The organism is Paraburkholderia heleia NBRC 101817, assembly GCF_000739775.1.
Classification (GTDB): Bacteria; Pseudomonadota; Gammaproteobacteria; order Burkholderiales; family Burkholderiaceae; genus Paraburkholderia; species Paraburkholderia heleia.
Genome location: NZ_BBJH01000003.1, coordinates 231,238 through 255,472, shown reverse-complemented (window position 1 = coordinate 255,472; position 24,235 = coordinate 231,238). Strand labels below are relative to the sequence as shown.

Below are 24,235 nucleotides of genomic sequence, written 5' to 3'. Positions count from 1 at the left end.
TCAGTCGTCCTCATGCCGCGCGGACGGCGTGACGGTCGGTGATCCCGAGCCGCCTGATGCGGGCGGCGGCGTCCCGCTGCCAGGCACGGGTGTGTCCTTGCCGCCGCCCTTGCGCGAGCCGAGCGACTCGATTCCCCAGTAGAACATCGGAATGAAGAACACGGCGATCGCGGTTGCACCCAGCATCCCGCCGATCACGCCTGTGCCGATCGAATGACGGCTGTTTTGCGAGGCGCCCAGCGCGATGGCGAGCGGCACACAGCCGAGGATGAATGCCAGCGAAGTCATTACGATCGGTCGCAGGCGCTCTTCCGCGGCGGTCAGCGCGGCGTCGTACGGCGACTTGCCTTGCTCGCGGTTCAGCACCGCGAACTCGAAGATCAGGATCGCATTCTTCGCGGCGAGCGCGATCAGCATGGTCAGCCCGATCTGGAAGTACACGTCGTTGTTCAATCCGCGCAGCAGGATCGCGAGCAGTGCGCCGAAAAGGGCAAACGGCACCGCCATGAGCACGCCGAGTGGCAGCGACCACTTCTCGTATTGTGCGGCGAGGATCAGGAACACCATGATGATCCCGAACACGAACACGAGCCCGCCCGTCGAGCCTGACTTGATCTCCTCGAACGCCTCGCCGCTCCACCCAACGGCGTAGCCCGGCGGCATCTGCGCAGCGAGTTCCTTCAAGGTCCCGATCACCTGGCCCGAGCTATAACCCGGCGCCGCGTTCGCGGTAATCTTCACCGCCGGGAAGTTGTTGAAGCGCGTGATCAGGTCGGGACCCGTGACGTACTTGTAGGTCATCACCGCCTTGATCGGCACCATGTTGTTCGAGCGGCTGCGCACGTAGATCTGGTTGAGGTCGGTGGGCGTGAGCCGGTAGCGCGGATCGGCCTGAACGATTACCTGCCAGAGCCGCGAGTCCTTGTTGAACTGCGACACGTAAAGCGAGCCGAACATCGTCTGCATCGCGCTGTACACCTCTTCGACCGGCACGCCGAGCGTCTCCGCCTGGTCGCGGTCGACGTTCACGAGCAACTGCTGCGAACTCGCGTTGAACGTCGTGGTCACGCCGGTCAGCTCGGGGCGCGCCCTCGCCTTCGCCATGAAGTCCTGCACGACGCCCGCAAGCTGCTGAATCGAGCTGTCTCCGTGACTTTCGATCCACATCTCGCTGCCGCCCGTCGTACCGAGGCCCGGAATGGACGGCGGATTCACCGGGACGACGATGCCCTCCTGAATCTTCGAGAGCGTTTCGTAAGCCTTGATCAGCACGGCGCGCGCGTTTTGTTCCCGGATGTTCGAGAACTTGTACCGTTCGTCGAAACCCCGCAGACCCACGAAGAACGTGCCCGCGTTGTTCTTGTTCTGGCTGTCGAGCAGGCTGAAGCCGTTCACGATCGTGATGCTGCTGACCGCGGCCTGCTTCATGAAATAGTCGGTGACCTTGTCGCCCACCGCCGCGGTACGGTCAAGGCTCGCCGCGTCGGGCATGATGATCGCACCGAGCAGATAGCCCTGGTCCTCGGGCGGCAGGAAAGCGCCGGGGATCGACTTCCCCATCATGACCGCGAGCACGATGACTGCGCCGAAAACAAGCAGGCCCAGCACGTAACGCCGGATCATGAACTGCACGGCGCGTCCGTAGCCGGCCGTCATCCGCTCGAACTGGCGGTCGAACCAGCGAAAGAAGCCCTTTTTCTCATGGTGCGTGGGCTTGAGCAGGATGGCGGCCAGCGCGGGCGACAGCGTGAGCGCCACGACGCCCGAGAACACCACCGAGATCGCGATCGTGATCGCGAACTGCTTGTACAACTGTCCGGTGATGCCGCCAAGGAACGCAACCGGCACGAACACGGCGCACATGACGAGGACGATCGCGACAACCGGGCCCGACACCTCGTCCATCGCCCGCTTGGCCGCGTCTTTCGGGCTGAGCTTGAACACGGTCATGTTGCGCTCGACGTTCTCGATCACGACAATTGCGTCGTCCACGACGATGCCGATGGCGAGCACCATGCCGAATAACGTCAGCATGTTGATCGAAAAGCCCAGCGCCGCCATTCCCATGGCCGTGCCGACGATCGACACGGGTACGGCCAGCACCGGAATGAGTGTCGCGCGAAGGCTCTGCAGGAACGCGTACACTACGATCACCACCAGTACGAGCGCCTCGAAGAACGTATGGATCACGTCGGCGATCGATGCACGCGTGAAATCCGTCGTGTCCATCGCGATCTGATAGTCGAGCCCTTCAGGAAACGCCGTCTTGAGCTGCGCGAGGGTCTCGTGTACCTGCTTCGAGACGTCGAGCGCGTTCGCCCCAGGCTGCTGGTAGACCGCTATGATCGTCGCGGGCTTGCCCTGGTAGGTGGTGCGATTCGAATAACTCTTCTGCCCCAGCTCGGCCCGGCCGATGTCTTTCAGGCGGACGATCGCCGCGCCGTTGCTCGCCGCGCGAATGATGACGTTGTCGAACTCGGCGGGCGTCGCGAGCCGTCCGGTGGTCGTCACCGCGAACGACTGCTCGACCGGGTTGCCGGTGGGCGCCTGGCCGACGGTGCCGACCGCGAATTGCTGGTTCTGGGCGCGCACGGCGTTCTGCACGTCGCCTGCCGTGATGCCGAGCTGGGCCATGCGATCGGGCTTCAGCCAGATCCGCATCGCGTAATCTGGAGTGCCGAAGATAGACGACTGGTTCGCACCCGGAATCCGCTTGAGCGTGTCGAGCACGTACACATTCGCGTAGTTGGCGATATAGGTCGGATCGAAGCGATCGTCCGGCGAGTAGATCGCGATCACCATCATGAACGCGTTCGACTTCTTCTGGACCTGGACGCCCTGCGATTGGACCTGCTGCGGCAGCTGCGGCAATGCAAGGTTCACGCGGTTCTGCACGTCGACCTGGGCCAGTTCCGGATTGGTGCCGATACCGAAGAAGACGTTGAGCGTGTAGTTGCCCGTGGACGAGCCGGACGAATACATGTAGATCATGTTGTCCGCACCGTTGACCTGCTGCTCGATCGGCGCGGCCACATTGTTCGCCACGACGTCCGCGCTTGCGCCCGGGTAGGTCGCGGAGACGGTGATCTGTGGCGGTGTGACGTCCGGATACTGCGCGATGGGCAGCGAGAACAACGTCAACGCGCCGCCAAGCGTGATCACGATCGAGATGACGGACGCGAAGATGGGCCGGTCGATGCAGAAGTGCGAGATATTCATCGCGCTGCCCCTTACTGCGAAGCGCCGCTGGTCGCGGCCGGCGCCATGGCTCGCGCGCCCTCGCCCGCCGGCGGCGCCGACGCGCCGCCCTTCTCGACGATCGCCTTGCCGCCGGTCTGCGTAGAGGGGAGCGTTGCGGCAATCTTGAGCGGCACGTCGGGCACGACGCGAATTGCGCCATCCACCACGATACGCTCGCCGGCCTTCAGTCCATCGTTGATGAACCAGTTGTCGCCGTTCCAGTCACCGACTTCGACCACTCGCTGCCTGGCCTTCGACTCATTGTCCACCACCCATACGAAGTGGCTCTTTGCGCCCTGCAGCACCGCCCGTTGCGGCACGAGGATGGCATTCGGCCGCGTGGCACCCGACACGCGCGCGCGCACGAACTGCCCAGGCCGCAACGTCCCCTTCGGGTTCGCGAGCGTGGCCCGCACGAGGAACGTGCCGGTGTCGGTGTTGAACGCCGGATTGGCGAAACTGATGGTGCCGTGCTGCGGAAATTCCGTGCCGTCAGCGAGTATCACCGCTACGACAAACTCGCTGTTCGGCGGGAATTGCAGCTTGCCTGCCGAAATCTCGTCCTGGAAGTGGAGCATTTCGTTTTCGGAAATGCTGAAGTTCACCCAGACCGGATCGAGCTGATAGACGTAGGTTAGGAGGCCAGATGAATTGGCGATCAGATAGCTGCCGTCCTGCTGTCTTGCATAGCTCGCGAGGCCGTCCAGGGGTGACTTGATCGTCGTATAACCCAGATTTAGCTCCGCGGTCTCCACCTGCCCTTGCGCGGAAATCACCGCGGCCCGGGCCTGCTTCTCGTTGCCAACCGCGTCGTCGAGATCCTTCTGGCTCAATGCCCGTTGCGCCGCGAGCGGCTTGACCCGGCCGAGATTCTGCTGCGCCACCGTGAGGCGCGCCTGCTGCTGCGCAAGCTCGCCGCGCGCGGTCTGCAGCGCGGCCTGAAACGGCTTCGGATCCATCAGGAACATCGTCTGGCCGGCCTTCACCTTGTCGCCTTCGGAATACGTCCGCCGGTCGAGAAAGCCGTCCACGCGAGCACGAATTTCGACTTCACGCGAACTCTGCGTCTGTGCAGTGAACTCGAGCTGGACCGGGGTGTCCCGAGCCGTGACCGTCATCACCGTGACTTCCGGGGCGCCGGGCGCCGGCGGCCCCGATGCCTTCTTGCAGCCGGCGAAGAGCGTCAGCACAACGGCGACGAGGATTAGCGGCAGGCCGCTTCGGCGCGACGCAACCCGGAGAAACGGGGGATGCTCGGGAAAAAACGGTCCGCTCATGAATGGCCTCCCGCAACGCGCCGGACCTGCGCATCGCCCCAGTGCGCGCGCCGTGGTCGCCTTTTCGTTGCCCGCTTACTGTTCGCGATCCGGACCGGCACGGATCCGTACCCTGCACTGGATGTGACGCCGGCCAGAACAGGACGGGGCCCGCCGGCTTGCCGCTGCCGAACGAAATGCCCATGCCGGTTATGACTTTCTCGATACATCGCGCCCGTTGCTTACGCAATGACTGGCATGACTTTTTTGTCCTCTGGTTGCGGTGCCAGGCATCGGGTGCGCTCGAAAGCGCCACCGGAGCCGCTCAGCGCCCGGGTATCGGCGCCGCGTTGTCACGGCGCTCGTAGTCGTGAAGTTTGGTAGCCGTCCGCGGCAAAAACAATGGGACTTTGGTCCGATATCCTGTTGCGCATGCCTTCTGCTGTTCACGGCACAACGAACAGCGGGTCGCCGCCACCGTGCTGGCCAATGCGATGGAATGGGTCGACTTCACCGTCTTCGCAGCGATGACGCCGATCACGGGCTCGCCGCTGGTGCCGGTGCTCTATGTGATGATCGGCATCGCACTCAGTCTCGTGGCCGTGGTGGCCCTGAAGCCGGGTCATTTCAGGCGGAGCAGCGCAAACGCCGCTCAGACTACCGGGCGAGGCAGCGGGCTTGTTCGGGGGTGGGGGGCGTGAAGTCGAAGACGTGGCGACTGGCGCATGCCTTGACGCGCCCCCTCACGTCACCTGCCTGTCGTCAGGATGCCGTCGCCGTCCGACGCCGTCTGTGCGTTCGGCGTGTTCCCTACACGTTCGATCTGCACCTGCATTGACCGTGCGTCTGTCAACCCCAGCGCTTTCGCCGCGGCGTATGAGAGATCGATGATTCGGCCTTTCACGTAGGGTCCGCGATCGTTGATGCGCACCACAACCGACTTGCCGGTCGCCACGGATCTGACGCGCACATAGCTGCCGAGCGGCAAGGTTCGATGGGCAGCCGTGAATGCGCCGGTATTGAAGCGTTCTCCGTTTGCGGTCTCACGTCCCTGGAACTTCTGCGCATACCAGGATGCCTCGCCGGATTGCACCATCTCGTGCCGCAGATGGCAGGACTCCCCCCTGCACGCCGCTTGCCGGGACGCCATCTGTCCGCACGCTGTGAACAATGCACAGATTGCGAAAACGCTCAAATAGCGCAGTGATGGCATCGTGGACCACATGTCAGTCAATGAGCGATGGCTCAACGTTCTCAAAGGTGCCGAGCATACCGCGTTCCCGGCCGACACAAAATGCTGGCAACCTTTCAGGTTTCACGCAATGGGCTCGTAAGAATGGGCTCGTAAGTCCGACCCTCATTTCGTGGCAGGTTCTCGGAAAGAGCCCCCTCGATGCGAGGAAGGGGCTCGTCAACACCATCGCTTACTGACCGAAGTAAACCGGCTTCATGCTGTCACCGGCGGCGGGTGCACCAGAGGCCGACGTACTGCCTGCCATCCCGCCGTAACTGCTCGCGCCGTTCTGTGCCGCGACGCGTGCTTCGGCCGCCTGGATATCGGCTGGGTAGCTGGTGTTGTCGCCGTCACCCGGGTGGTAGCCCGCCTGTTCGAGCTGGACAAGCTCGGCGCGGACCTGCTCAGGCGTCACGGCGCTGTTCGATTGTGCGAACGAGGCAGCAGGGGCAGCCATAATGCTAAGGATAGCGAATGTTTTACCAAGGGATTTCATGATGAGATTCCTCTAACGATTGCCACGTAGGGTGCGAAAAACGTGAACCGATACGCAGGTTCAATACGCTATCGCAAATTTTCCCGCGCCCCCGCGGACCTCCATCACTTGACGGAGGCCTGATTCCCCGTTCGTTGTGTCCGCCACGTTTTTGTTTGCGCTGCCCAGCGGCCTGCGCCGACGCCACCTGAAGCGCAGGCTGCACCGTGGGTGCGTTGCCACCATGCGTGATGATCGAAATTGCGCAGATAATCGGCGCGGCGACGCTCACGGAAGTAGTGCGCCGCCACGCCGGCCACAGCGATCGCAAGTACGATCGTGCCGGTAGCGATGCCCAGCCAGGTTGGGTCCACGTCGGCCTCCCCGGTTACGCCGCGGCGCTTGCGCACTTCATGTGCCGTTGGACGCTCAGCCGTGGTAGTAGCCGTCGCCGACGGAGTTTTGCAGCACGCCGTCGACATATACGCCAACGGGATCGCCATCGGCGGACGTGAGCAGTGAGCCGGGGTGCTGGCCGATGATCTTGATCCGGCCGCCCTGGCAACTGGCCATTTTCCGGTGATCGAGTTCAACCGACGTTTGAAGATCGCGGATGGTGAGCGTGGTCATGGTGGGTCTCCTTGAGCAGGACGGTTGCAGGAACAGTCAAGCGGCAAGCCGCTTGCAGCACGCCATGCAGATGTCATGCCATCCGGGTGCGATCCGCGCGGCGCCCGTCCCCACGTGCATCGCGATCATGCGAGTCTGGGCGCGGCCGTCATCTGGCCGGACGATGTTGGGCAATCGCCAACAGGCCGGCTCAGTCCATCGAGGCTTCAAGCTGACTCGCAAGCTCGTTTAAATCGTTCGCCATGAAGTCCCACGCCTGCTCCGCCTTCAGGTCTGTTGTCTGATCGGGACCGTGCTCAGTCGGCCGCACGACGAAAGCGGTCGAAAGGCCGAGCCGGCGCGCCGCGGCAAGGTCGCCGTTATGCGCCGCGACGAGGCACAGTTCGGCGGGCGCGAGGCCCAGAATGTCCGCCGTTTCGGTGTACACCTGCGGCGAGGGCTTGTAAGCGCGCACCACTTCGGCGCCGAGAATGGCGTCCCATGGCAGGCCAGCGCGCCTCGCGATATCCACCATGAGCCGGATGTTGCCGTTCGACAAGGGGGCGATGATGAAGCGGCGTTTGAGGCGATTCAGTGCCCCGAGCGCATCCGGCCATGGATCGAGACGATGCCAGGCCAGGTTGAGTTCGTCGATCCCGGCGTCCGTCACGCCGGCAATACCGCTATGCGCCAGCACCTTCAGGAGGTTCTCACGATGCAGAACGTCGAGGCGCACGTAGGGCCGGCGGCCACTGCGGATTGCCTCCATGGCAGGCGAATACTCGCGTCGCCAGGCGTCGGCGAACTCGAAAGCGTCGAGATGCGGTGCATGGCGCTGCAAGAAAACGGCGGCTTCCCTCGCGACGCCGCTTCGCCAGTCCACGACGGTGCCGAATACGTCGAATACAAGCGCCTTGATTTCGGTACGGTTCGTCATAGCGGTCAGGATGAGCAGTGGATCGAAGCACGACATGGTGAAACGCCTGGGCCAACCGGCAGAGGCGTAGCAAAGTACATTGAAGCACTCGAACAGGATTCTTGCTCATTGTCGACAGGGGTGGCGCGATCGTCCAGCCAGTTGGACAAAGAGATGTTCCTTTGGACGCGCACGCGCATCCGCCCTACGATGCGTGTCGCCACGCTCACTCCGAAACGCCCGCCATGTCCTCAACATCCGCTTATCTCCCGCACGATCTCGATAGTGCGCTGCTCGTCGGGCGTGTCTGGCGGCCCACCCCGGAGGGCGATGGGCCCTGCGTGGTCGCCGTGCGCGGCGGCATGGTCTTCGATATTTCGGAAGTGGCCCCGACCACGGCCGACTTGTTCGATTACGACGATCTGCTCGATGTCGTGCAGCATACGGCCGGCGTGCCGCTCGGCACGGTGGAGGCGCTGCTCGAGCACAGCTTCGCGGGCGATCGCCCCGCGGATCGCCCCTGGCTGCTCGCGCCGTGTGACCTGCAGGCCATCAAGGCCTGCGGCGTGACGTTCGCGGTGAGTCTTCTGGAACGCGTGATCGAAGAACAGGCCGGCGGCGATCCCGCCAAAGCCCAGGACGTGCGCACCGAAATCACGAAGCTGATCGGCGCCGATCTTTCGAAGATCAAGCCGGGTTCCGAGGCCGCGAGCAAGCTGAAGGAAGCACTTCAGCGCCGTGGCGCGTGGTCGCAATACATGGAGGTCGGCATCGGTCCGGACGCCGAAGTGTTCTCGAAATCCCAGCCGATGTCCGCGGTGGGCTTTGGCGCCGATATCGGCCTGCATCCCGCCTCGGCGTGGAATAACCCCGAGCCCGAGGTTGTCCTCGCGGTCAACAGCCGGGGCGAGGTGGTCGGGGCGACGCTCGGCAACGACGTCAATCTGCGCGATATCGAAGGCCGCTCGGCCCTGCTGCTCGGCAAATGCAAGGACAATAACGGCTCGTGCGCGATCGGTCCGTTCATTCGTCTATTCGACGAACACTTCACGCTCGACACGGTTCGCGCCACCAGCGTCTCGCTGCGCGTGGAAGGCACCGACGACAACTTCCTGCTCGAAGGCGTGAGCCATATGCAGGAAATCAGCCGCGATCCGCTCGATCTCGTTTCGCAGGCGTGGGGCCGCCACCATCAGTATCCGGACGGTTTCATGCTGTTCCTCGGCACGATGTTCTCGCCGATCAAGGACCGCGATGCGCCCGGCGGCGGCTTCACACATCACCTCGGCGACCGCGTCACGATCAGCGCGCCGCCGCTTGGCGCCATCGTCAACACCGTGCGCCTTTGCACCGAAATCGAACCGTGGACGTTCGGCGTGCGCGCCCTTTATGCCAATCTCGCCGAGCGCGGTCTTTTTTAATCTGGAATGGATTCCGTAATGCAGACAGAAAACAACGTGACGTTCGCGCGTATCGACGAAGCCGCCGCGCTCGCACACGAAGCCCAGGCCCTTTACGGCGCCGCTTCGCGCGCCGTGCGCAGCGCCCTGCTGCGTGGCCTCGCCGACGCGCTCGAACGCGACGCCGCCCAGCTCGTCGCCCTCGCCGACGAAGAAACGTCGCTTGGCGCCGCACGCTTGAATGGCGAACTCGCGCGCACCGCGTTTCAGCTGCGCGGCTTTGCCGAGCGCGTGGAAGCGGGCATCGCCAACCGCCACGTCGACGACGCAGCCGTGCCCGGCGCGCCGCCCGCAGGCCGCCCTCACCTCACGCGCGTCCAACTGCCCCTGGGACCTGTCGCCATGTTCTCGGCGAGCAATTTCCCGTTTGCGTTCTCGGTGCTCGGCGGCGACACGGCTTCGGCGCTCGCTGCGGGTTGCACGGTGATCGTCAAGCCGCACCCGGGCCATCCCGAACTGTCGCGCCGCGTGCATGCGCTCGCCGCGCGCGTGCTGCGCGAACAGGGCCTGCCGGAAGGCGTGATCGCGTTCGTCGACCAGGCTTCGCGCGAAGCGGCCGTGCACCTCGTCGGTCATGCCGATGTCGCGGCAGTGGCGTTCACGGGCTCGTATCAGGGCGGCGTGGCCCTGTGGCGCGCGGCCAATGCGCGTCGCCGGCCGATTCCGTTTTATGGCGAACTCGGCTCGATCAATCCGCTCGTCGTGCTGCCGCAAGCTCTTGCGGACGGCGTCGACACGCCTGCCGCTACCCTCGCCGCCTCGATCACGATGGGTTGCGGGCAGTTCTGCACGAGCCCCGGGGTGATCGTCGTGCGCGACGACGCCGATGGTGAGCGCTTTGCACATGCGCTGGCACAAGCGTTGTCCGCGCAAAAGCCGCACGCCATGCTCACGGCCACGATGCGTCACGGTTTCGAAAATGCCGCCGCGCATATCGCGAGCCAGGCGGGCGTGCGCGTGCGTCTCGCCGCGCCGGCACACGACGAAGAAGCCGCTGCGCCCGCGCCGCGTCTGTTCGAAACCGACGCGCAGACGTTCATCGCCAACGCGGCGCTGCACGAAGAAATGTTCGGCCCGGCCGCCCTGATCGTGAAGGTGCGCGACGAAGCGCAGACGCTCGACGTGCTCGGTGCGGTGGAAGGTTCGCTCACGGTCACGTTGTGGGGCGCGCAGGCCGATACGCCGGGCAATCGCGCGCTCGCAACCGCTGCGCAACGTATTGCAGGGCGCGTGCTGTTCGGCGGTGTGCCAACGGGCGTTGCCGTGTGCGATGCGCAGCAGCACGGCGGCCCGTGGCCCGCTTCGACGCAACCGCAAACCACCTCCGTGGGCTATGCGGCGATCGAGCGTTTCCTGCGCCCCGTTGCGTTGCAGGATGCACCGCAGTGGGCCGTTGCCGCGACGAGTGGAACGGCAACGGCATAAGGCAGCGCAAGCAGGATCGAAACGTCAAAAGAAACGGAGACCGGAGGTCGAATCCGGTCTCCTTTCAGCGTCGGGCCTTTATCTTTCCCGGCGACGCCGATCTTTGCGCATGACCCACACCACTACCAATCAGTCGTAAAGCACCGCCGCGATCTTCGGGTCGGTCATATTGGTCTTGTCGTACCAGTAAAAGCCCGTGTCGATTTTCTTCGGCAGCGTTTCGCCCTTCAACGCCTTCGCCGCGGAATCGACGACGCACTTGCCGATGCCGACCGGATTCTGCGTGATCGCGCCCGCCATCAGGCCGGACATGATGGCTTCCTTCTGCTCCTTGCCCGAGTCGAAGCCAATCAGCACCAGCTTCTTGCCCGACTCCTTCACACCGATCGCCGCGCCTTCCGCCGAGCCTTCATTGGCGCCGAAAATGCCCTTGAGGTTCGGATTCGCCTGAATCATGGCCTTGGCGATTTCCGCCGACTTCAGGTGGTCGCCTGCGCCGTACTGCACGGAAACGATCTTGATGCCCGGGTGCTTCGTCTTCATCTCGTTGAGAAAGCCGTCGCGCCGGTCGATACCCGTGCGGCTCGTCTGGTCGTGCACGATCACGCCGACTTCGCCGGAATTGCCGATCATCCCCGCCATCTTGTCGGCGGCGAGCGCGGCGGCGGCGAGATTGTCCGTGGCGCAGGTCGTGAGCGGAATATCGCTGTCGACGCCCGAGTCGAATGCAATCACAGGAATCTTGCTGGACTGCGCGCGTTTGAGCAGCGGAATGGCGGCCTTGCTGTCGAGCGCGGCAATGCCGAGCGCCTGCGGCTTCTTGGCGAGCGCGGCCGAAAGCATGTCGATCTGCTTGTCGACCATGGCCTCGGTTTCAGGACCTTCAAACGTGATCCTGACGTTGTTCGCCTTCGCCGACTGTTCCGCGCCGGATTTCACGGCTTGCCAGAACTGATGCTGAAATCCCTTCGATATGATCGGAATGTAGGGTTCCTCAGCATAGGTCAGGCTGGACGCGCCCACGAGCGCGCCCACTCCGATCACGGCACTGATCAGTTTTCTTTTCAACATGACATTTCTCCTCCTAAGGTAGGCCATAGACCTCCAGCCGTTGAGGGAGCCTTGTTCGACTCCCCGTTCTTTTCGTGCCCCTGCCGTCTCCTCTGCTAACGCTTCTTGCGGCGCAGGATATCCGCGTACACCGCGAGAATGATGATGAGACCCGTCACCACGATCTGCCATTCCTGCGCGACCGACATGATGCGCAGGCCGTTGGTCAGCACGCTCATGATGAACGCGCCGATGATGGTGCCGAGTATCGTGCCCGAGCCGCCGCTCAGCGACGTGCCGCCGATCACCACCGCCGCGATGGCTTCCAGCTCGTAGCCCTGGCCAAGCGCCGGTTGCGCCGAGTTCAGGCGCGAAGCGATCAGGAGCCCTGCAATGCCGCAAATCGCGCCGCCGAGACCATAAATCGCAATCTTCCAGCGATCGACATTCACGCCGGAAAGGCGTACGGCTTCTTCGTTGCTGCCGAGCGCGAACGTATAGCGGCCGAGCGCCGTGCGGTTCAGCGTGATCGAACTCACAATGGCGAGCACGAACAGGATCAGCACGGCATTCGGCACGGGCACGCTGGGCAGGAAATAACCGATCAGCGAGTCCTGTGAAATCATGTAGAAGTTTTCGGTGTCGGTGAAATAGATGGGCTTGTCGGACGAGACGACGAGCGAGAGCCCTTTGAGCAGCAGCATCATGCCAAGCGTGGCGATGAACGGCGGGATTTTCATCTTCGCCGTCAGCGTGCCGGAAATGGTTCCGCACACCGCTCCCGTGCCGATTGCGGCGAGCACGCCGATCCACATCGGCAAATGCCAGTAGGTCAGAAACACGCCGCAAATCACGGCCGTAAAGGTCATCAGCGTACCGACCGACAAATCGATGCCGCCCGTGATGATGACGAAGGTGCTCGCAATGGCGAGCACGCCGTTCACGGCGGTTGCCTGCAGAATGCCGAGGATGTTGTCCATCTGCATGAAGGCAGGCGAAGCGAAGCTGAAAAAGATCAGCAGCAGGATCAGGCTGGCGAAGGCGAGCATTTTCTGCAGCGCAGTGGGCGAGAAAATGCGCGCCTTCAACCCGGACGACCGTTTCTGGTCGGCCAGCGCCGCAGTATCCGGTTGCATAGTCATGGATTCGACCTCTTGAGGCTCATGCCGCTTGCAGGGTTTCGCGCTGGGTCGCGAGATGCATGATGCGCTCCTGGGTCGCCTCGCCGGCGGAAAGCTCGCCAGTGATACGGCCTTCGCACATCACCACGATCCGGTCGCTCATGCGCAGGATTTCCGGAAGTTCCGACGAGATCATCACGATCGCCTTGCCTTGCTCGGCGAGCGCGCGCAGCAGCTTGTAGATCTCGCTTTTCGCGCCGACGTCGATGCCGCGCGTGGGCTCGTCGAAGAAAAGCACGTCGCAGTCGCGCTCCAGCCACTTCGCAATGACGATCTTCTGCTGGTTGCCGCCCGAAAGCAGACGTACCGGCTGCGTTGCGGAAGGCGTGCGAATGGCGAGCAGACTGATGAAATGCGCCGCCGTCTTGCGGATCTGCATGCGGCGCAGGAACACGTTCAGCGAGAGGAATTTGCCGAGATTGGACATCACGATGTTCGATTCGACATCCATGCCGGTCGCGAGACCAAAGCGCTTGCGGTCCTCGGAGAGATACCCGATGCTGTGCGCGACCGCGTCGCTCGGCGTTTTGATCGATGCCTTGGCGCCTTTCACGAAGATGTCGCCGGATTCGACCGGGTCCGCGCCGAACACGGCGCGCGCGACCTCGGTGCGGCCCGCGCCCATGAGTCCCGCAAAGCCGAGTATTTCGCCTTTGCGCAACGCGAAGCTCACATCCCTCACGAGCGGGCCTGCGTTCAGATGCTTCACTTCGAGCGCGACTTCGCCCTGGTGCGCCGGACCCTGATACGGTGCGACATCGGCGAGCGTTCTGCCGACCATCATGCCGATGACGGCCTGCACGCTCGTGTCGGCGGCGGCGACGGTGGCGACGTACTCGCCATCGCGCAGCACGGTGACGCGATCGGCAATCTGCTTGAGTTCGTCCATCTTGTGCGAGATGTAGACGATCGCCACGCCCCGCTCTTTCAGCTGGCGAATGATGCGGAAAAGCTCGGCGATTTCCGCGTCGTTGAGCGCGGAAGTCGGCTCGTCCATGATGAGCACGCGCGAATCGAACGACAGCGCCTTGGCGATTTCGACCATCTGCTGGCTTGCGACCGTGAGCGAGCCGACCACGGTGCGCGGGTCGAGCTGCACGTGCATGCGGGCGAGAATCGCGCGCGCCTGCGCATTGAGTTTGTCTTCGTCGAGAAAAAGCCCGAGACGCCCGCGCGGTTCGCGGCCGATGAACATGTTCTGCGCGACGGTCAAATGATTCATCAGCTGGAGTTCCTGATGAATGATGCCGACGCCCGCGGCCTGGGCCTCGCCCGGACTCGCGAACGCGACAGGCTGGCCATCGTGGAGAATGTCGCCCGAATCGCGCGTATAGACGCCCGCGAGAATCTTCATCAAGGTCGACTTGCCCGCGCCGTTCTCGCCCATCAGCGCGTGCACCTCGCCCGCCATGAGCTCGAATTGCACTTCGTGAAGCGCTCTCACGCCGGGAAAGCGCTTGCTCAGCTTGTTGACGGAAATGAGCGGCGTCATGGCGCTAACCCGCGAAGAAAAGCCAGACACATTACCGGGGCCTCCTGATTGCGTGCGCGGCGTGGCTTGCAGCGCCGCACGAAGGGGGTTGAAGGGCGGGCGTTGGCTGGCGTGCTCAAGGTGCAAAGAGATCTGGCCGTTCTTTCGCGGACCGGTGCAATTCCTCGATCACCTGATCGAGATGGTCGTGCATCGCTTTTGCCGCCGCGTCGGCACGGCCGGCGCGAATGGCCGCGAAAATCCGTTCGTGCTCGTCGAGCGTGTGCACGAGACGCTCGGGACTTGCCAGCAATTGCCTCGCGCGGTCCAGCGCGTTGCGCGACACCGCGACGATCTCTTTCACGCGAGGCAGCTTCACCGCGTCGAGCAGGATTTCATGAAACGCCAGATCGAGCGCATGAAATTCGATACGCTGGCCATTGCCGGCGATCTTGCGCTGCTCATCTAGATTGGCTGCCAGTGCGTCGATGGTGGCGCTGTCCTTCATGCGAGCGACACCGCGTACCGTTTCGACTTCGAGCGCACTGCGAATGAACAGATGCTGGCGAATATCGTCGAGCGCGATCGGCTTGACGCGCGTTCCGCGCTGCGGCAAAACTTCGACGAGACCCGCATGCGCGAGCTTCGCCAGCGCAGCGGAAACCGGAAAGCGCGACACGCCCATGCGTTCGCAGACCGCCATTTTGTCGATCATCATTCCGGGTTCGAGCGCAAGCGTCACGATCGCTTCTCTCAGTGCCTGCTCCACTGCATCGGTCAGGCTGCCGCGCTCATTGCCGCCGATCTTTTGCAGTGCGACATAAGGACTGCCGGCGACACTCGCTACTTCTGATGAAGAGTTCACGGCGCGCTTGATTTTGAGAAGACATGCTAGCATGCTAGGTAGCGGATTCAGCGTTGTCAACGCGTGCAAACGCCTGGTTTTCCCTACCCGAAAGCCGTCCCTTCCAGAGGGAGTTCGAATGACCACGATCAGCAGTCTGTCCGTTCGCGATATCCGTTTTCCCACTTCGCGTTCGCTCGACGGTTCCGACGCCATGAATGCCGCGCCGGACTATTCCGCGACTTATGTCACGCTCGAAACCGATTCTCCAGACAAACTCACGGGGCACGGCCTCACGTTCACCATCGGGCGCGGCAATGAGATCTGCGTGACGGCGGTCAACGCACTGGCGCCTCTCATCGTCGGCAAACGGCTCGAAGACATTACCGCGGACATGGGCGCATTCTGGCGCGCATTCACTTCGGATAGCCAATTACGCTGGATCGGCCCTGATAAAGGCGCGATTCATCTGGCTACGGCGGCAGTCGTGAATGCGGTGTGGGACCTGTGGGCGAAATCGGTTGGCAAGCCCGTATGGAAACTGCTTGCGGACATGAGCCCCGAGGCACTCGTGCGCTGTCTGGATTTTCGCTACGTGACCGATGCGATCACGCCGTATGAAGCGTTGGCCATCCTGCACCGCCACGCGAAGACCAAGGGCGTGCGCGAAGCGGAAATGCTCGCGCAGGGCTACCCCGCCTATACGACCTCGGCTGGCTGGCTGGGCTACGACGACGACAAGATCCGGCGCCTCGCGCGGGAGGGCGTCGCGCTGGGCTGGACGCATTTCAAGCAGAAGGTGGGCGGCAATCTCGACGAAGACGTGCGGCGCGCGCGCATTCTGCGCGAGGAGATCGGCGAGAACCTGAAGCTGATGATGGACGCCAACCAGGTGTGGGACGTGGACGAAGCGGTGGCGAACATGCGGCGGCTTGCGGAGTTCGATCCATGGTGGATCGAGGAGCCTACGAGCCCCGACGATATTCTCGGCCATGCGGAGATTCGCCGGCGTTTGGGGTCGATCGGAGTTGCCACGGGCGAGCACTGTCACAATCGCGTGATGTTCAAGCAGTTGCTGCAGGCGCAGGCCATCGATTTTTGTCAGGTGGATGCCTGTCGGTTAGGTGGACTCAACGAAGTGATCGTCGTGTTGTTGATGGCGGCGAAGTTCGGTGTGCCAGTTTGTCCGCATGCGGGTGGCGTTGGGCTGTGCGAGTACGTGCAGCACATTTCGCTGTTCGATTATTTGTGCGTTTCGGCTTCGCTCGAGAATCGTGTGCTCGAGTATGTCGATCATTTGCATGAGCATTTTGTTGATCCTGTTGTCATTCGTAATGGGCGGTATATGCCGCCGCAGAGGCCTGGGTATAGCATCGAGATGATGGCTGAATCGCTTGGTCGATATCATTTTCCTGAGGGAGAGGCCTGGAGGAGTTAAGGGATGGATTTTTTTGCGGTTCCCCGCGGGTTGGTTGTAGCTTGAATTCGCGTCCCGACGCGAATTCAAGGAAATGCCAAAAAAAAGTCCAAACAGGCAGGCACCAAAACGCGCCAACGTTTACTCACTCTCAGGCAGCAACCCAAGCGCCGCCCCCAACGCCCTGCCGCGCTCACCGGCCGTCAACTCGGCCAGCAGTTCCGGCAACGGCTTGCCCCCCCAATCAAGCGCACGCTTGAGCATATAAGGCACAGGACTATGCGGCTCATAGCGCATGAGATAGTCCGCCACGCTAGCGAGCAACCGATACGCCTCATCGCGCGACTGAGGCGCGTCCAGCCTCCGCGGGCCAACCGGCTCCTGCACCGCGCCCGCCGCGGCAACCTGAACCGCTGCAGGTTCAGCCACCGCCTGTTCCGAAATCGTTGCGCCATCAACCATCGATACGTCCTCCCACTCGGGATGCGTCGTAAGCCAGTCGCGCAACACGCTCTCCATGCGCTCCAGCGTCTCCAGCAGCGCTCCGAACGATGGCGCCTCCATGCCGAGCCGCTGCGTGCACCAGGCATCGAGTTTCACGATGGGCGCGCGTGCCGCGCGCAGCGCCTGTAACTGGTCGCGCAACACGGCAGGCTCCGCCGCATGCGCGGCCTGAGTCAACGCCTGCGCCACGCGTGCGGCCTCCTCGCGCTTCGCGGCCGGCACATCTTTGCGGTCCTTCAACGCAACCGCCTCGCGCTGTGCGGCCTGCCAACGCGCAAGCGTCAGAGCGGATCCTTCAGGCCCCGCGCACAACGCGATCCGGCCACCGAGCAAGACCGGATACTGTTGGGCAACCCACGCGAGCGGCGCGGCCCGAAAGCCCAGATCGCCATCGCGCGGCAACGGATGAATGTCGTCCCAATAGCGCGCACACAATTCGCTCAGCAAGACGAAGCTGTCGGGCAAGGCAATACATCCGTATCGATGCAGCCAGCTCTCGCCCAGCCATGCTGCGAGCGTCAAGTCTTTGCTGCGGCATGCGAGGAGGTCCTCGCAGCCCGCTTCGACGGCGGCCCAGTCGGCGACCTTGAGCGCGGTTTGCCAGATGCCGGCCGGCAATGCCGGATCGTCCTCGCGCCGCGCCGCCTTGATCGCGTCGAAGGCGGCATCGTGCAGGAGGGAGACGCCGGCCGGCGCGCCACCCGGTATCGGTTGAACGAGTGCCTCGATGTCGAATGCCGGGTTCATCCGCGCCCCGCTTGTGTGTTCGACGGATACGGTCCGTAGGTGACCGCAGGGGCGCCGTATGCGCTGTAGCCCGGCGCCGCGTACGGCAGGTCGGGCCACGCGAGCGCCGTTTTCGAGGCGCCCGTCATCCCCACGCGCATGAACATGCGCGCCGTTTGCGTGCCGCCGTTGCGGTCGCGCACCGGTACGCTCAGCACCATGCGCGCGTTGCCCGCACCCGTGCCGCTATCCGCGCCGTCGTCCGGCACCGCGTGCAGGCGCACGAGGCGCAATAGCGACCACGTGTCGTTTGCCGCCCATGTGGCCGCTTCGCCGTCGACCGAGAGCGTCGGCTGCAAAGCGTCCTGCATGGGCCGCCACGGGCCGTCTTTCGCCCAGCGCAGGCTCAGCGCGGCAGGCTGGCCCGGCGCCCAGCGCAGCGGCGCGCCAGCCGCGGCGGGCCAGGCGAGCGTCTGGCTGCCGCTCGCGAGCGACCATTGGATGACCTGGTCCGCACCGGCTTCGTCGGCGCGATCGATACGCCAATCCACCGCCACGTCCACGCCCACGAGTGCGCCGTCCGCGCCGCGCGCCACCAGCGCGTCGAGCCAGGGCTTCGCGCGCGCGAGCTTCGCCAGGAATTGCTGCGCGAGCGCTTGCGTGCCGCCGCTCGCCGCCGCGGCGCTCATGCCGCGTTGCGCGTCCGCGAGCTTCGCGTCGAGCAGCGCCACGAAGGCCGCCGTCTGGCGCAGGTCGGCGGCCTGCGCGTTCGCATCCGCGGAGAACGGGAAGCGGCCGGCAAGATAGCGCGCGAAATAGCTGCGCAGCTGTTCGTAGGCCTCCCCGCCGGTGCCGATCTGCAGCCGGTAGCAGCGCTCGCGCGCGGACGATACGAGCCGCATACCCGCGCTCGCGACAATGTCGCCCGAGCCCGGCACGTCCACCTGCGCGAGCGAGGCGCCGCACGTGTCGAGGTCCATCTTGTCGAGCTGGTTGGAGATGATCGACGGCACCGCCACCAGCGCGCTCGCCGGGCTGCGGGCGCGGTATTGCGCGAGGTCCGCGAAGAGCGCTTTCCAGCGCGCCACGAGGCGCGCGTCCGCGGTGGAAAGCGGCGGATTCTGCGTAGTCAGCCAGTCGAGCGCGCTCGACGCGAGCGTGGCCGTATCCGCCACCGCACTCGACTGCGCGGCAAGGTAGGTTTGCAGCGCTTCAGGCGTGGCGGCGCCGAATGCGCGCATCGAGCCGCCGGCGTTGCCGTTCCACGCCGAGAAGTCGCCGCGCAGCGGTCGAAACGGTTCGAGCGATTGCAGTTGCCCATCGGTCGAGCGCAGCACGTCCAGCGCGGCGTCGCTCACGCGCAGGGCAACCGCTTGCGCAAGATCGGCGCGGCCGAGCGAGTCGAACGCTTCCACGAGATCGGTCGCGTTCTTGCGCAGGATGTCGAAGGATGCGCCCTGCGTCTGCGGCGCGTAGGCGACATTGCGCGCGCCTGCTGCCGGCATCCCCGTCGTTGCCGTTGTTGCAACCGGTGCCGAAAGCGCGGCCACCATGCTGTGCACGGTCGCGTTACCCGCCGCGGCGAGCAGCGCGCCGCGCCACGCTTCGGGCGCCTGGGCGAGAAGACCGGCGGAGTATTGCTTGTAGGCCGGCAGGATCGCCAGCGCGCGCTGTGCCGAGTCGGCATCCACGCCGCGAATTTCGGCCGACGCGCTGCCCTCGCCCGCGACGAACGACTGGCCGAGCAGTGTGCGCAACGCGTCGCGCAGCGGCAGCAGGTCCGGCGCCAGTTGCAGTCCTGTGGCGGGATTGGAGGCCAGCACGCCAGGCAGGTTGCCGCTTGCGAGCCAGCGCGCCGCAAACGCGCTTTGTTCGCTCTGTTCGTGCTCCAGCACGCTCGCCACGGGCGTCGCGCCGATCAGGCGCAGCCCCTTTGCGGTGTCGAAGGTCGCCGTGAGTCCCGGCACGAGTTCCTGCCCGTGCGTGCCCGCCCAGCCGTGGTCCGCGGTGTCGACCTGAGTCGCGAGCGTGTCGATGCGCGTGGCCAGTTCGGAGAGCGAAGCGGTGGTCGGCACGGCGCCGGGCGCCTTGAGATCGGCGAGCATGGCCTGGATTTGCGCGGCGTTCGTGGTGAGCGAGGAGTCCTGATAAATATCGTCGAACCAGCGATCGAAGGTGTCCTCGAAGCACACGCTCGCCCGCGCCTGGGCGGCGCGCGCCTCGGTGCCGTCGAACGACAGCTCGCCGCCCTCCACCGCGGTCGCGCGAACGGCGTCGTCCAGCCCCGCGCGGTCGGCCACATGATCGGGCGAAAAGCTCACGCCCACCGCGCCGCGCATGAGCTGCGCGAGCATGACGGTGTTGCCCGAATCGCGTTCCACCAGTTCGTTGTAGTTCGTGATCAGCCGCTCGGTCTGCGCCGCATTCGTGACGAGCCGCGTGCCCCGCGCGTACTCGGGCAGGTCCTGGGGACGCCGCGCGGCCGCCGCGAGGCTCGCGTTCTCGCCCGAGCCGATGACGCCGTCGCAGTTCAGATCGGCGAGACGGCTGAGGAGCCGTGCGTGCAACGGCGTGAACACGAGCCCGCTCAGTACGTGGTATTGCGCCTCGTCGAGCCGGTGGCGCAGGCCGAAATACGATAGCGGCATGAAGGGCGTGGCGAGCTGCCAGCGCGGCACCTTGACGAAGGCGTCCGCGGCGCTGCCCAGCGCGTTCGCCGCCGCTGTTTCGCTGCTGCTCGCGCCCGCTTCGTGCCAGGCGACGCTGGCGAGCGCGAGCGCGTCATAGCTGCCCGCGAGCAAGCGCGCATCGCTGCGCACGTGCCACGTGGCGACGCCGAGGCCCACGCACCAGCACACGCCGAGCGCGAGCGCGGCGAACGTGGCAATACGGTACCGCCGCATGCGCAGCGCGAGCACGCGCGGAATGGCGAGCGCGAGGCCCTGCCCCGGCATCAGCAAGTCGTGCCAGAGACGCGACGCGAAGGCCGGCGCCGCCGCCGCGCGCGCCTCGCCGCGCGCGGTATTCGTGATGGCGGGTTCCGCGCGCTCCTGCGCCTGCGGCATCGCGCCCACGCACCAGATGCCGCGCAGGAGCGGTGCGGTGCCGTCGGCGGCGCCGCGCAAGGTGGGCTCGATGTACTCGCGCAACGGCTCGCGCAGTGTGTCGAGGCGCTGCGGCAGCAGGAACACGTCACCGTCCAGGGCGCCGTCGAGCGTGCCCATTTCCGTGACCGTCGCCGCGAGCGCCCGGCTCATGTCGGCGAAGGCTTCGTCCATCCATGCGGGTTCGAAGGCGCGCCGCGGCGCATACGGCGAGGCCCAGCCTAGCGGCGTTTCGATGCGCTCGCGGCGCAGGCGTGCTGCGAGCGCATCGAAGCCCGGCAGCGCATCGCAGCCCGTCACCACCACGTAGAGCGGCAGCATCTGACCCAGTTGACGTTGCAGCGCGAGCACCGTGCGCGAGGCTTCGAGCGCCGCGTCGGTATCCGTGCGCGCGCTCCCGCTTTCGTCGATGAGCGTATCGAGCGCGATCACCCACACGAGCGCGTCGAGCGGCCGGCCCGGCCGGTTGCGCAGCAGGCCGCGCAGCAAACGCCCGCCGGTCGAGCCGCGCCGGCGCTCGGCGGCCGCACGCGCGCCGAGCGAGTCCCCGGGCTCCGCGATCAGAATGCCTTCGGCGTCGTGCCAGAGCCTGCCGAACCAGGCCGGCTCGCCGACGGGCGAGAGGCGCCAGCCAAGCGCCAGCGCGTCGAGCGCGGCGGGTGCGCCCGTGGCGAGCACGCGCGGCACCGAGTACGGATCGCGCACGCCCATCGCGTTGTGCGCCGCACGCATCATGGCGGAGAAGTTGCGCAGTGGCCTGCGTTCGTCGCGCCCGCGCACCCAGCGCACCACGAGCACGGCCGCGAGCCCCACGATCAACAGCGCGATGAGGACGATCAGGACGACTATCAGTGTGGTCGTCATGGCCGTGTTCCGCGTGGCATGGCGTCCGCGCTGTCTTCGCCGCCTTCGGCGGCGTCCTGCGCGCTCACCGTGACGATGCGCCGTGCCGCAAGCGCAAGCGTGTCGGGCGCCGTCGTGGAAACCGTCGGCGCCGCGGCGATGTCCTGAGTTTGCAGCATGCTCCGAACATCGGCAGGCGCCGCCGCCCGCAGTCTGCGCACCGTGCGTGCGTGCGGCAGCACCCTGCCCGTGGTGCTCGTATGGCTCGCCTGCGCCGGACGCCCTTGCGCCATCGACACGGTTTCGAACTGTTCGAGCGACGGCCGCACGGGTGCTGTCGCGTAGAGCCACAGCAGTTGCGACACGCCGAGCAGCACGGCGAAACCGCCGCCCACGAACAGCGCGAGGCGGGCGCGGTCGGGAAACATCTGTGTGAGCGGACGTGTTTCGCGCGGCGCCAGCGCGGCACGTTCGAGCGGCGCGCCGAGCCGGTCGGGTTCGGGGTCGCGCTGCATGGCGAACGCGAACAGCGCGTGGCGCAACTGGTCGTGACGCAAGGCGCCCGCCTCGCCGCGCAGACGGCCGCGAAAGCCTAGCGTGAGGCAGGCGAGATAGACGTTGGCGAGATCGCGCTGCGCCGGATCGCGTTGCGCGAGCAAGGTTTCGATGGCAGCCGGAATACGCTCGCCGGCCGCACGCGTGCCGAAAATGCGCGCTTCGAGCGGATACGTTTCCCACGCACTCGCGCCATTCCACGCCGAAAACAGCAGCAATTCGTCGAGCAGCGCGACATAGGCGTATTGCGCGGCGGCAATGTCCGCTTCGCCCGCCGCGCCGGTCCAGGCCATCGCGTCGCGCGCGAGCTTGCGTGTGGCGGACTGCAGCTGCGTGGCGAGCGCGTCGGCATCGCGCTGGGGATCGACGGGCGCCTCGGCGCTCGCGGCGTTCGCCGCGCTGGCTGCATTCGCCGCCTGCGCGACCGCACCCAGGCGCGCGTTCTCCGCGAACGCGAATGCCACGACGAACGCACGCATGAGCGGCAGGCGCTCGTCGCTTTGGTCGCTGGCATCAAGCATGATCGGCTCCCGCCGGGGGTGCGTCGTCGGCGGCGTCCGTGGGCGTGAAGAGTTGCACGGCCCAGGGCGCGCGGCCCGGCACGTTCGTGCGGACCTCGATGCACAGCGGCTGCGCGCGGTCGAACCACGCATCCTCCACGGCCACCGCGAAGAGCGTCGTGTCGTCGCCCGTCGCGTAGGCCGCGCGCTCCTCGCGCGCGAGCCGCCGGCGCGCGAGGCCGCGCATCCGCTGGCGCGCGAGCGTGGGCACATAGGGCCGCGACGCGACGACGGCATGATCGAGCCACGCGCTTGCGTCGTGCTCGCCCGCGTCGGGCGGCATGCGCAACCCGATCACCAGTTCGCGCGCCACGTTGCCGCCGCTTTCGAACGGCGGCGCGATCCAGAAGCTGCCGCCCTCCTCGGTGAACGCACGCACGCGATACCCCTGGCGGATCGTCGCGAGCGCTTCGTCCGCCCAGGCGAGCAGCGGATCGAACGACGCGAGCAGCGCCATGTAATCGAACGTCGCGAAGGCGGGCACGCCACGCGCGGGACGCAGCGCCGCGAGCGCGCCCGTCATGCCGGCGACGGCGCAATACAGCTCGGCGGGATGCGCGATGCCGGTGACGAGCGTCGCCTCCACTTCGGGCAGGCGGCTCCAGAGCGCGCAAAGCTGGCGCTCGATCTGGCCCGCGTCGTCGCGCTCTTCCGCGCGTTGCGCCGCTTGCAGACGCCCGGCCAGGAACACGCATTTTTCGCGCACGCGCAGCAGCAGCTGCATCACGCGCTGACCGAGCAACGAGTCGGCGCGCACGAACGGACAAGGCGGCGCATAGTCCGCAATCGCCACGCCGCCGCCCTGCTGTCTCACGCGCATGAGCGGCAAGCGGTCGAATTCGTGACGGCCGAGATCCGTCATGAGATGCAGGCGCGGCGTCCACGTCGTGATCGAAGCCGGCTCGCCGCCCGAGACAAGGTCGGGAACGTCCGGACTCTCGCGCTGGGTGTAGCGCCCGGCCTGCGGATCGAGCTGGCCGCTGCGATACAACGGCGGCACCGCGAGATAGATCGTGACTTCCTCGTCCGGCGCGCTGAATGCGTGGCTCACATCGATCTCCAGGACGGGATCGTGCGGCGTGTGGCGGACGGCGAGGCCATCGGCCAGTATCGCCTCCAGCGCGCTGATGCGCACGAGCCCCTGGGCGAGCCCCGCGGCGTCGTGCTCGAGCGTTAGCACGCCCCAGTAATGCGCCCGCGCGGCGCCCGCGAGCAAGGCGGCATGCCCCGCCGCGTGCAGCGCCTGGGTCTGGAAATGCTGCGGCAGCAAGGGCATGCCGTCGAACCAGCAGACCGGATCGGGAAACGAAGTTCGCATGATGTGTTTGCTTTCTATTGCTAAGCGTTTCGTCGTTCAGTGTTGCC

General features: G+C 65.4%; 19 protein-coding genes. 4 read left to right on the top strand and 15 right to left on the bottom strand.

Annotation, left to right across the window (positions count from 1 at the left end; translation table 11 throughout):
* Both BHE01S_RS03080 and BHE01S_RS03075 read right to left on the bottom strand, forming a co-directional pair.
* Window positions 1-3,219 (bottom strand): efflux RND transporter permease subunit, encoded by a 3,219-nt coding sequence (locus BHE01S_RS03080; protein ID WP_042260444.1) that lies wholly within the window; start codon window positions 3,217-3,219, stop codon window positions 1-3.
* Between the two features lie 11 nt (window positions 3,220-3,230).
* Entirely contained in the window at window positions 3,231-4,517 is a 1,287-nt protein-coding gene (locus tag BHE01S_RS03075; protein WP_084068508.1) for an efflux RND transporter periplasmic adaptor subunit, read from the bottom strand.
* Between the two features lie 473 nt (window positions 4,518-4,990).
* Between BHE01S_RS03075 and BHE01S_RS03070 the strand changes: the two genes are divergently transcribed.
* The gene (locus BHE01S_RS03070) at window positions 4,991-5,197 is read left to right on the top strand and encodes a hypothetical protein (RefSeq protein ID WP_157025090.1); all 207 of its coding nucleotides are present in this window, start codon (window positions 4,991-4,993) and stop codon (window positions 5,195-5,197) included.
* A gap of 47 nt (window positions 5,198-5,244) precedes the next feature.
* Here the strand turns inward: BHE01S_RS03070 and BHE01S_RS36280 are convergent, their stop codons facing one another.
* The 5 genes from BHE01S_RS36280 to BHE01S_RS03050 all read right to left on the bottom strand — a co-directional run bounded on the left by BHE01S_RS36280 (window position 5,245) and on the right by BHE01S_RS03050 (window position 7,751).
* Complete coding sequence (locus BHE01S_RS36280) at window positions 5,245-5,592, bottom strand: septal ring lytic transglycosylase RlpA family protein (RefSeq protein WP_084068506.1); 348 nt, start codon at window positions 5,590-5,592, stop codon at window positions 5,245-5,247.
* 328 nt (window positions 5,593-5,920) lie between these two features.
* Window positions 5,921-6,226 (bottom strand): DUF4148 domain-containing protein, encoded by a 306-nt coding sequence (locus BHE01S_RS03060; protein ID WP_042260435.1) that lies wholly within the window; start codon window positions 6,224-6,226, stop codon window positions 5,921-5,923.
* Window positions 6,227-6,330: 104 nt separating this feature from the next.
* On the bottom strand, window positions 6,331-6,579 hold the full coding sequence (locus BHE01S_RS36430) for a hypothetical protein (protein ID WP_157025088.1): 249 nt from the start codon (window positions 6,577-6,579) through the stop codon (window positions 6,331-6,333).
* 55 nt (window positions 6,580-6,634) lie between these two features.
* Window positions 6,635-6,835 (bottom strand): hypothetical protein, encoded by a 201-nt coding sequence (locus BHE01S_RS03055; protein ID WP_042260432.1) that lies wholly within the window; start codon window positions 6,833-6,835, stop codon window positions 6,635-6,637.
* 190 nt (window positions 6,836-7,025) lie between these two features.
* The gene (locus BHE01S_RS03050; protein ID WP_042260742.1) at window positions 7,026-7,751 is read right to left on the bottom strand and encodes a haloacid dehalogenase type II; all 726 of its coding nucleotides are present in this window, start codon (window positions 7,749-7,751) and stop codon (window positions 7,026-7,028) included.
* A 224-nt stretch (window positions 7,752-7,975) separates the two neighbouring features.
* Between BHE01S_RS03050 and BHE01S_RS03045 the strand changes: the two genes are divergently transcribed.
* Entirely contained in the window at window positions 7,976-9,151 is a 1,176-nt protein-coding gene (locus BHE01S_RS03045) for a fumarylacetoacetate hydrolase family protein (protein WP_042260429.1), read from the top strand.
* An 18-nt stretch (window positions 9,152-9,169) separates the two neighbouring features.
* Entirely contained in the window at window positions 9,170-10,615 is a 1,446-nt protein-coding gene (locus tag BHE01S_RS03040) for an aldehyde dehydrogenase (NADP(+)) (RefSeq protein ID WP_042260427.1), read from the top strand.
* Window positions 10,616-10,744: 129 nt separating this feature from the next.
* Here the strand turns inward: BHE01S_RS03040 and BHE01S_RS03035 are convergent, their stop codons facing one another.
* The 4 genes from BHE01S_RS03035 to BHE01S_RS03020 form a co-directional block, all read right to left on the bottom strand.
* Window positions 10,745-11,686 (bottom strand): ABC transporter substrate-binding protein, encoded by a 942-nt coding sequence (locus tag BHE01S_RS03035; protein WP_042260424.1) that lies wholly within the window; start codon window positions 11,684-11,686, stop codon window positions 10,745-10,747.
* A 95-nt stretch (window positions 11,687-11,781) separates the two neighbouring features.
* Window positions 11,782-12,807, bottom strand: coding sequence for an ABC transporter permease (locus tag BHE01S_RS03030; RefSeq protein WP_042260421.1), 1,026 nt, complete (start codon window positions 12,805-12,807; stop codon window positions 11,782-11,784).
* A 19-nt stretch (window positions 12,808-12,826) separates the two neighbouring features.
* On the bottom strand, window positions 12,827-14,338 hold the full coding sequence (locus BHE01S_RS03025) for a sugar ABC transporter ATP-binding protein (RefSeq protein ID WP_042260418.1): 1,512 nt from the start codon (window positions 14,336-14,338) through the stop codon (window positions 12,827-12,829).
* Window positions 14,339-14,453: 115 nt separating this feature from the next.
* Entirely contained in the window at window positions 14,454-15,215 is a 762-nt protein-coding gene (locus BHE01S_RS03020; protein WP_042260416.1) for a GntR family transcriptional regulator, read from the bottom strand.
* 85 nt (window positions 15,216-15,300) lie between these two features.
* Between BHE01S_RS03020 and BHE01S_RS03015 the strand changes: the two genes are divergently transcribed.
* A complete protein-coding gene (locus BHE01S_RS03015) occupies window positions 15,301-16,599 on the top strand; it encodes an L-fuconate dehydratase (protein WP_042260415.1) in 1,299 nt (432 codons plus the stop codon).
* Between the two features lie 120 nt (window positions 16,600-16,719).
* On the opposite strand, the gene tssA is transcribed toward BHE01S_RS03015, so the two are convergent.
* Genes tssA through tssK form a run of 4 tightly spaced genes read right to left on the bottom strand, consistent with a single transcriptional unit; the run spans window position 16,720 to window position 24,188 of the window.
* Window positions 16,720-17,829 carry a type VI secretion system protein TssA gene (tssA, locus tag BHE01S_RS03010; RefSeq protein ID WP_042260411.1) on the bottom strand — a complete coding sequence of 370 codons (1,110 nt, stop codon included), beginning with the start codon at window positions 17,827-17,829 and terminating at the stop codon, window positions 16,720-16,722.
* Window positions 17,826-21,776 carry a type VI secretion system protein gene (locus tag BHE01S_RS03005; RefSeq protein ID WP_042260409.1) on the bottom strand — a complete coding sequence of 1,317 codons (3,951 nt, stop codon included), beginning with the start codon at window positions 21,774-21,776 and terminating at the stop codon, window positions 17,826-17,828. The genes tssA and BHE01S_RS03005 overlap by 4 nt, the downstream gene beginning before the upstream one ends.
* Window positions 21,773-22,831, bottom strand: coding sequence for a DotU family type IV/VI secretion system protein (locus BHE01S_RS03000; protein ID WP_052405672.1), 1,059 nt, complete (start codon window positions 22,829-22,831; stop codon window positions 21,773-21,775). Before BHE01S_RS03000 ends, BHE01S_RS03005 begins: the two co-directional genes overlap by 4 nt.
* Window positions 22,824-24,188: a type VI secretion system baseplate subunit TssK gene (gene tssK, locus BHE01S_RS02995; protein WP_042260406.1), complete on the bottom strand. Its 1,365-nt coding sequence runs from the start codon at window positions 24,186-24,188 to the stop codon at window positions 22,824-22,826. Before tssK ends, BHE01S_RS03000 begins: the two co-directional genes overlap by 8 nt.
* Window positions 24,189-24,235: the final 47 nt, after the last annotated feature.

Excerpts from the sequence above, each read along its gene's own strand:
- tssA (WP_042260411.1), bottom strand. The coding sequence starts at position 17,829 with ATGAACCCGGCATTCGACATCGAGGCACTCGTTCAACCGATACCGGGT.
- BHE01S_RS03015 (WP_042260415.1), top strand. The coding sequence starts at position 15,301 with ATGACCACGATCAGCAGTCTGTCCGTTCGCGATATCCGTTTTCCCACT.
- BHE01S_RS03025 (WP_042260418.1), bottom strand. The coding sequence starts at position 14,338 with ATGACGCCGCTCATTTCCGTCAACAAGCTGAGCAAGCGCTTTCCCGGC.
- BHE01S_RS03030 (WP_042260421.1), bottom strand. The coding sequence starts at position 12,807 with ATGACTATGCAACCGGATACTGCGGCGCTGGCCGACCAGAAACGGTCG.
- BHE01S_RS03075 (WP_084068508.1), bottom strand. The coding sequence starts at position 4,517 with ATGAGCGGACCGTTTTTTCCCGAGCATCCCCCGTTTCTCCGGGTTGCG.
- BHE01S_RS03000 (WP_052405672.1), bottom strand. The coding sequence starts at position 22,831 with ATGCTTGATGCCAGCGACCAAAGCGACGAGCGCCTGCCGCTCATGCGT.
- BHE01S_RS03035 (WP_042260424.1), bottom strand. The coding sequence starts at position 11,686 with ATGTTGAAAAGAAAACTGATCAGTGCCGTGATCGGAGTGGGCGCGCTC.
- BHE01S_RS03005 (WP_042260409.1), bottom strand. The coding sequence starts at position 21,776 with ATGACGACCACACTGATAGTCGTCCTGATCGTCCTCATCGCGCTGTTG.
- tssK (WP_042260406.1), bottom strand. The coding sequence starts at position 24,188 with ATGCGAACTTCGTTTCCCGATCCGGTCTGCTGGTTCGACGGCATGCCC.
- BHE01S_RS03040 (WP_042260427.1), top strand. The coding sequence starts at position 9,170 with ATGCAGACAGAAAACAACGTGACGTTCGCGCGTATCGACGAAGCCGCC.
- BHE01S_RS03055 (WP_042260432.1), bottom strand. The coding sequence starts at position 6,835 with ATGACCACGCTCACCATCCGCGATCTTCAAACGTCGGTTGAACTCGAT.
- BHE01S_RS03020 (WP_042260416.1), bottom strand. The coding sequence starts at position 15,215 with ATGCTAGCATGTCTTCTCAAAATCAAGCGCGCCGTGAACTCTTCATCA.
- BHE01S_RS03060 (WP_042260435.1), bottom strand. The coding sequence starts at position 6,226 with ATGAAATCCCTTGGTAAAACATTCGCTATCCTTAGCATTATGGCTGCC.
- BHE01S_RS03070 (WP_157025090.1), top strand. The coding sequence starts at position 4,991 with ATGGAATGGGTCGACTTCACCGTCTTCGCAGCGATGACGCCGATCACG.
- BHE01S_RS03080 (WP_042260444.1), bottom strand. The coding sequence starts at position 3,219 with ATGAATATCTCGCACTTCTGCATCGACCGGCCCATCTTCGCGTCCGTC.
- BHE01S_RS36280 (WP_084068506.1), bottom strand. The coding sequence starts at position 5,592 with ATGGTGCAATCCGGCGAGGCATCCTGGTATGCGCAGAAGTTCCAGGGA.
- BHE01S_RS03045 (WP_042260429.1), top strand. The coding sequence starts at position 7,976 with ATGTCCTCAACATCCGCTTATCTCCCGCACGATCTCGATAGTGCGCTG.
- BHE01S_RS03050 (WP_042260742.1), bottom strand. The coding sequence starts at position 7,751 with ATGACGAACCGTACCGAAATCAAGGCGCTTGTATTCGACGTATTCGGC.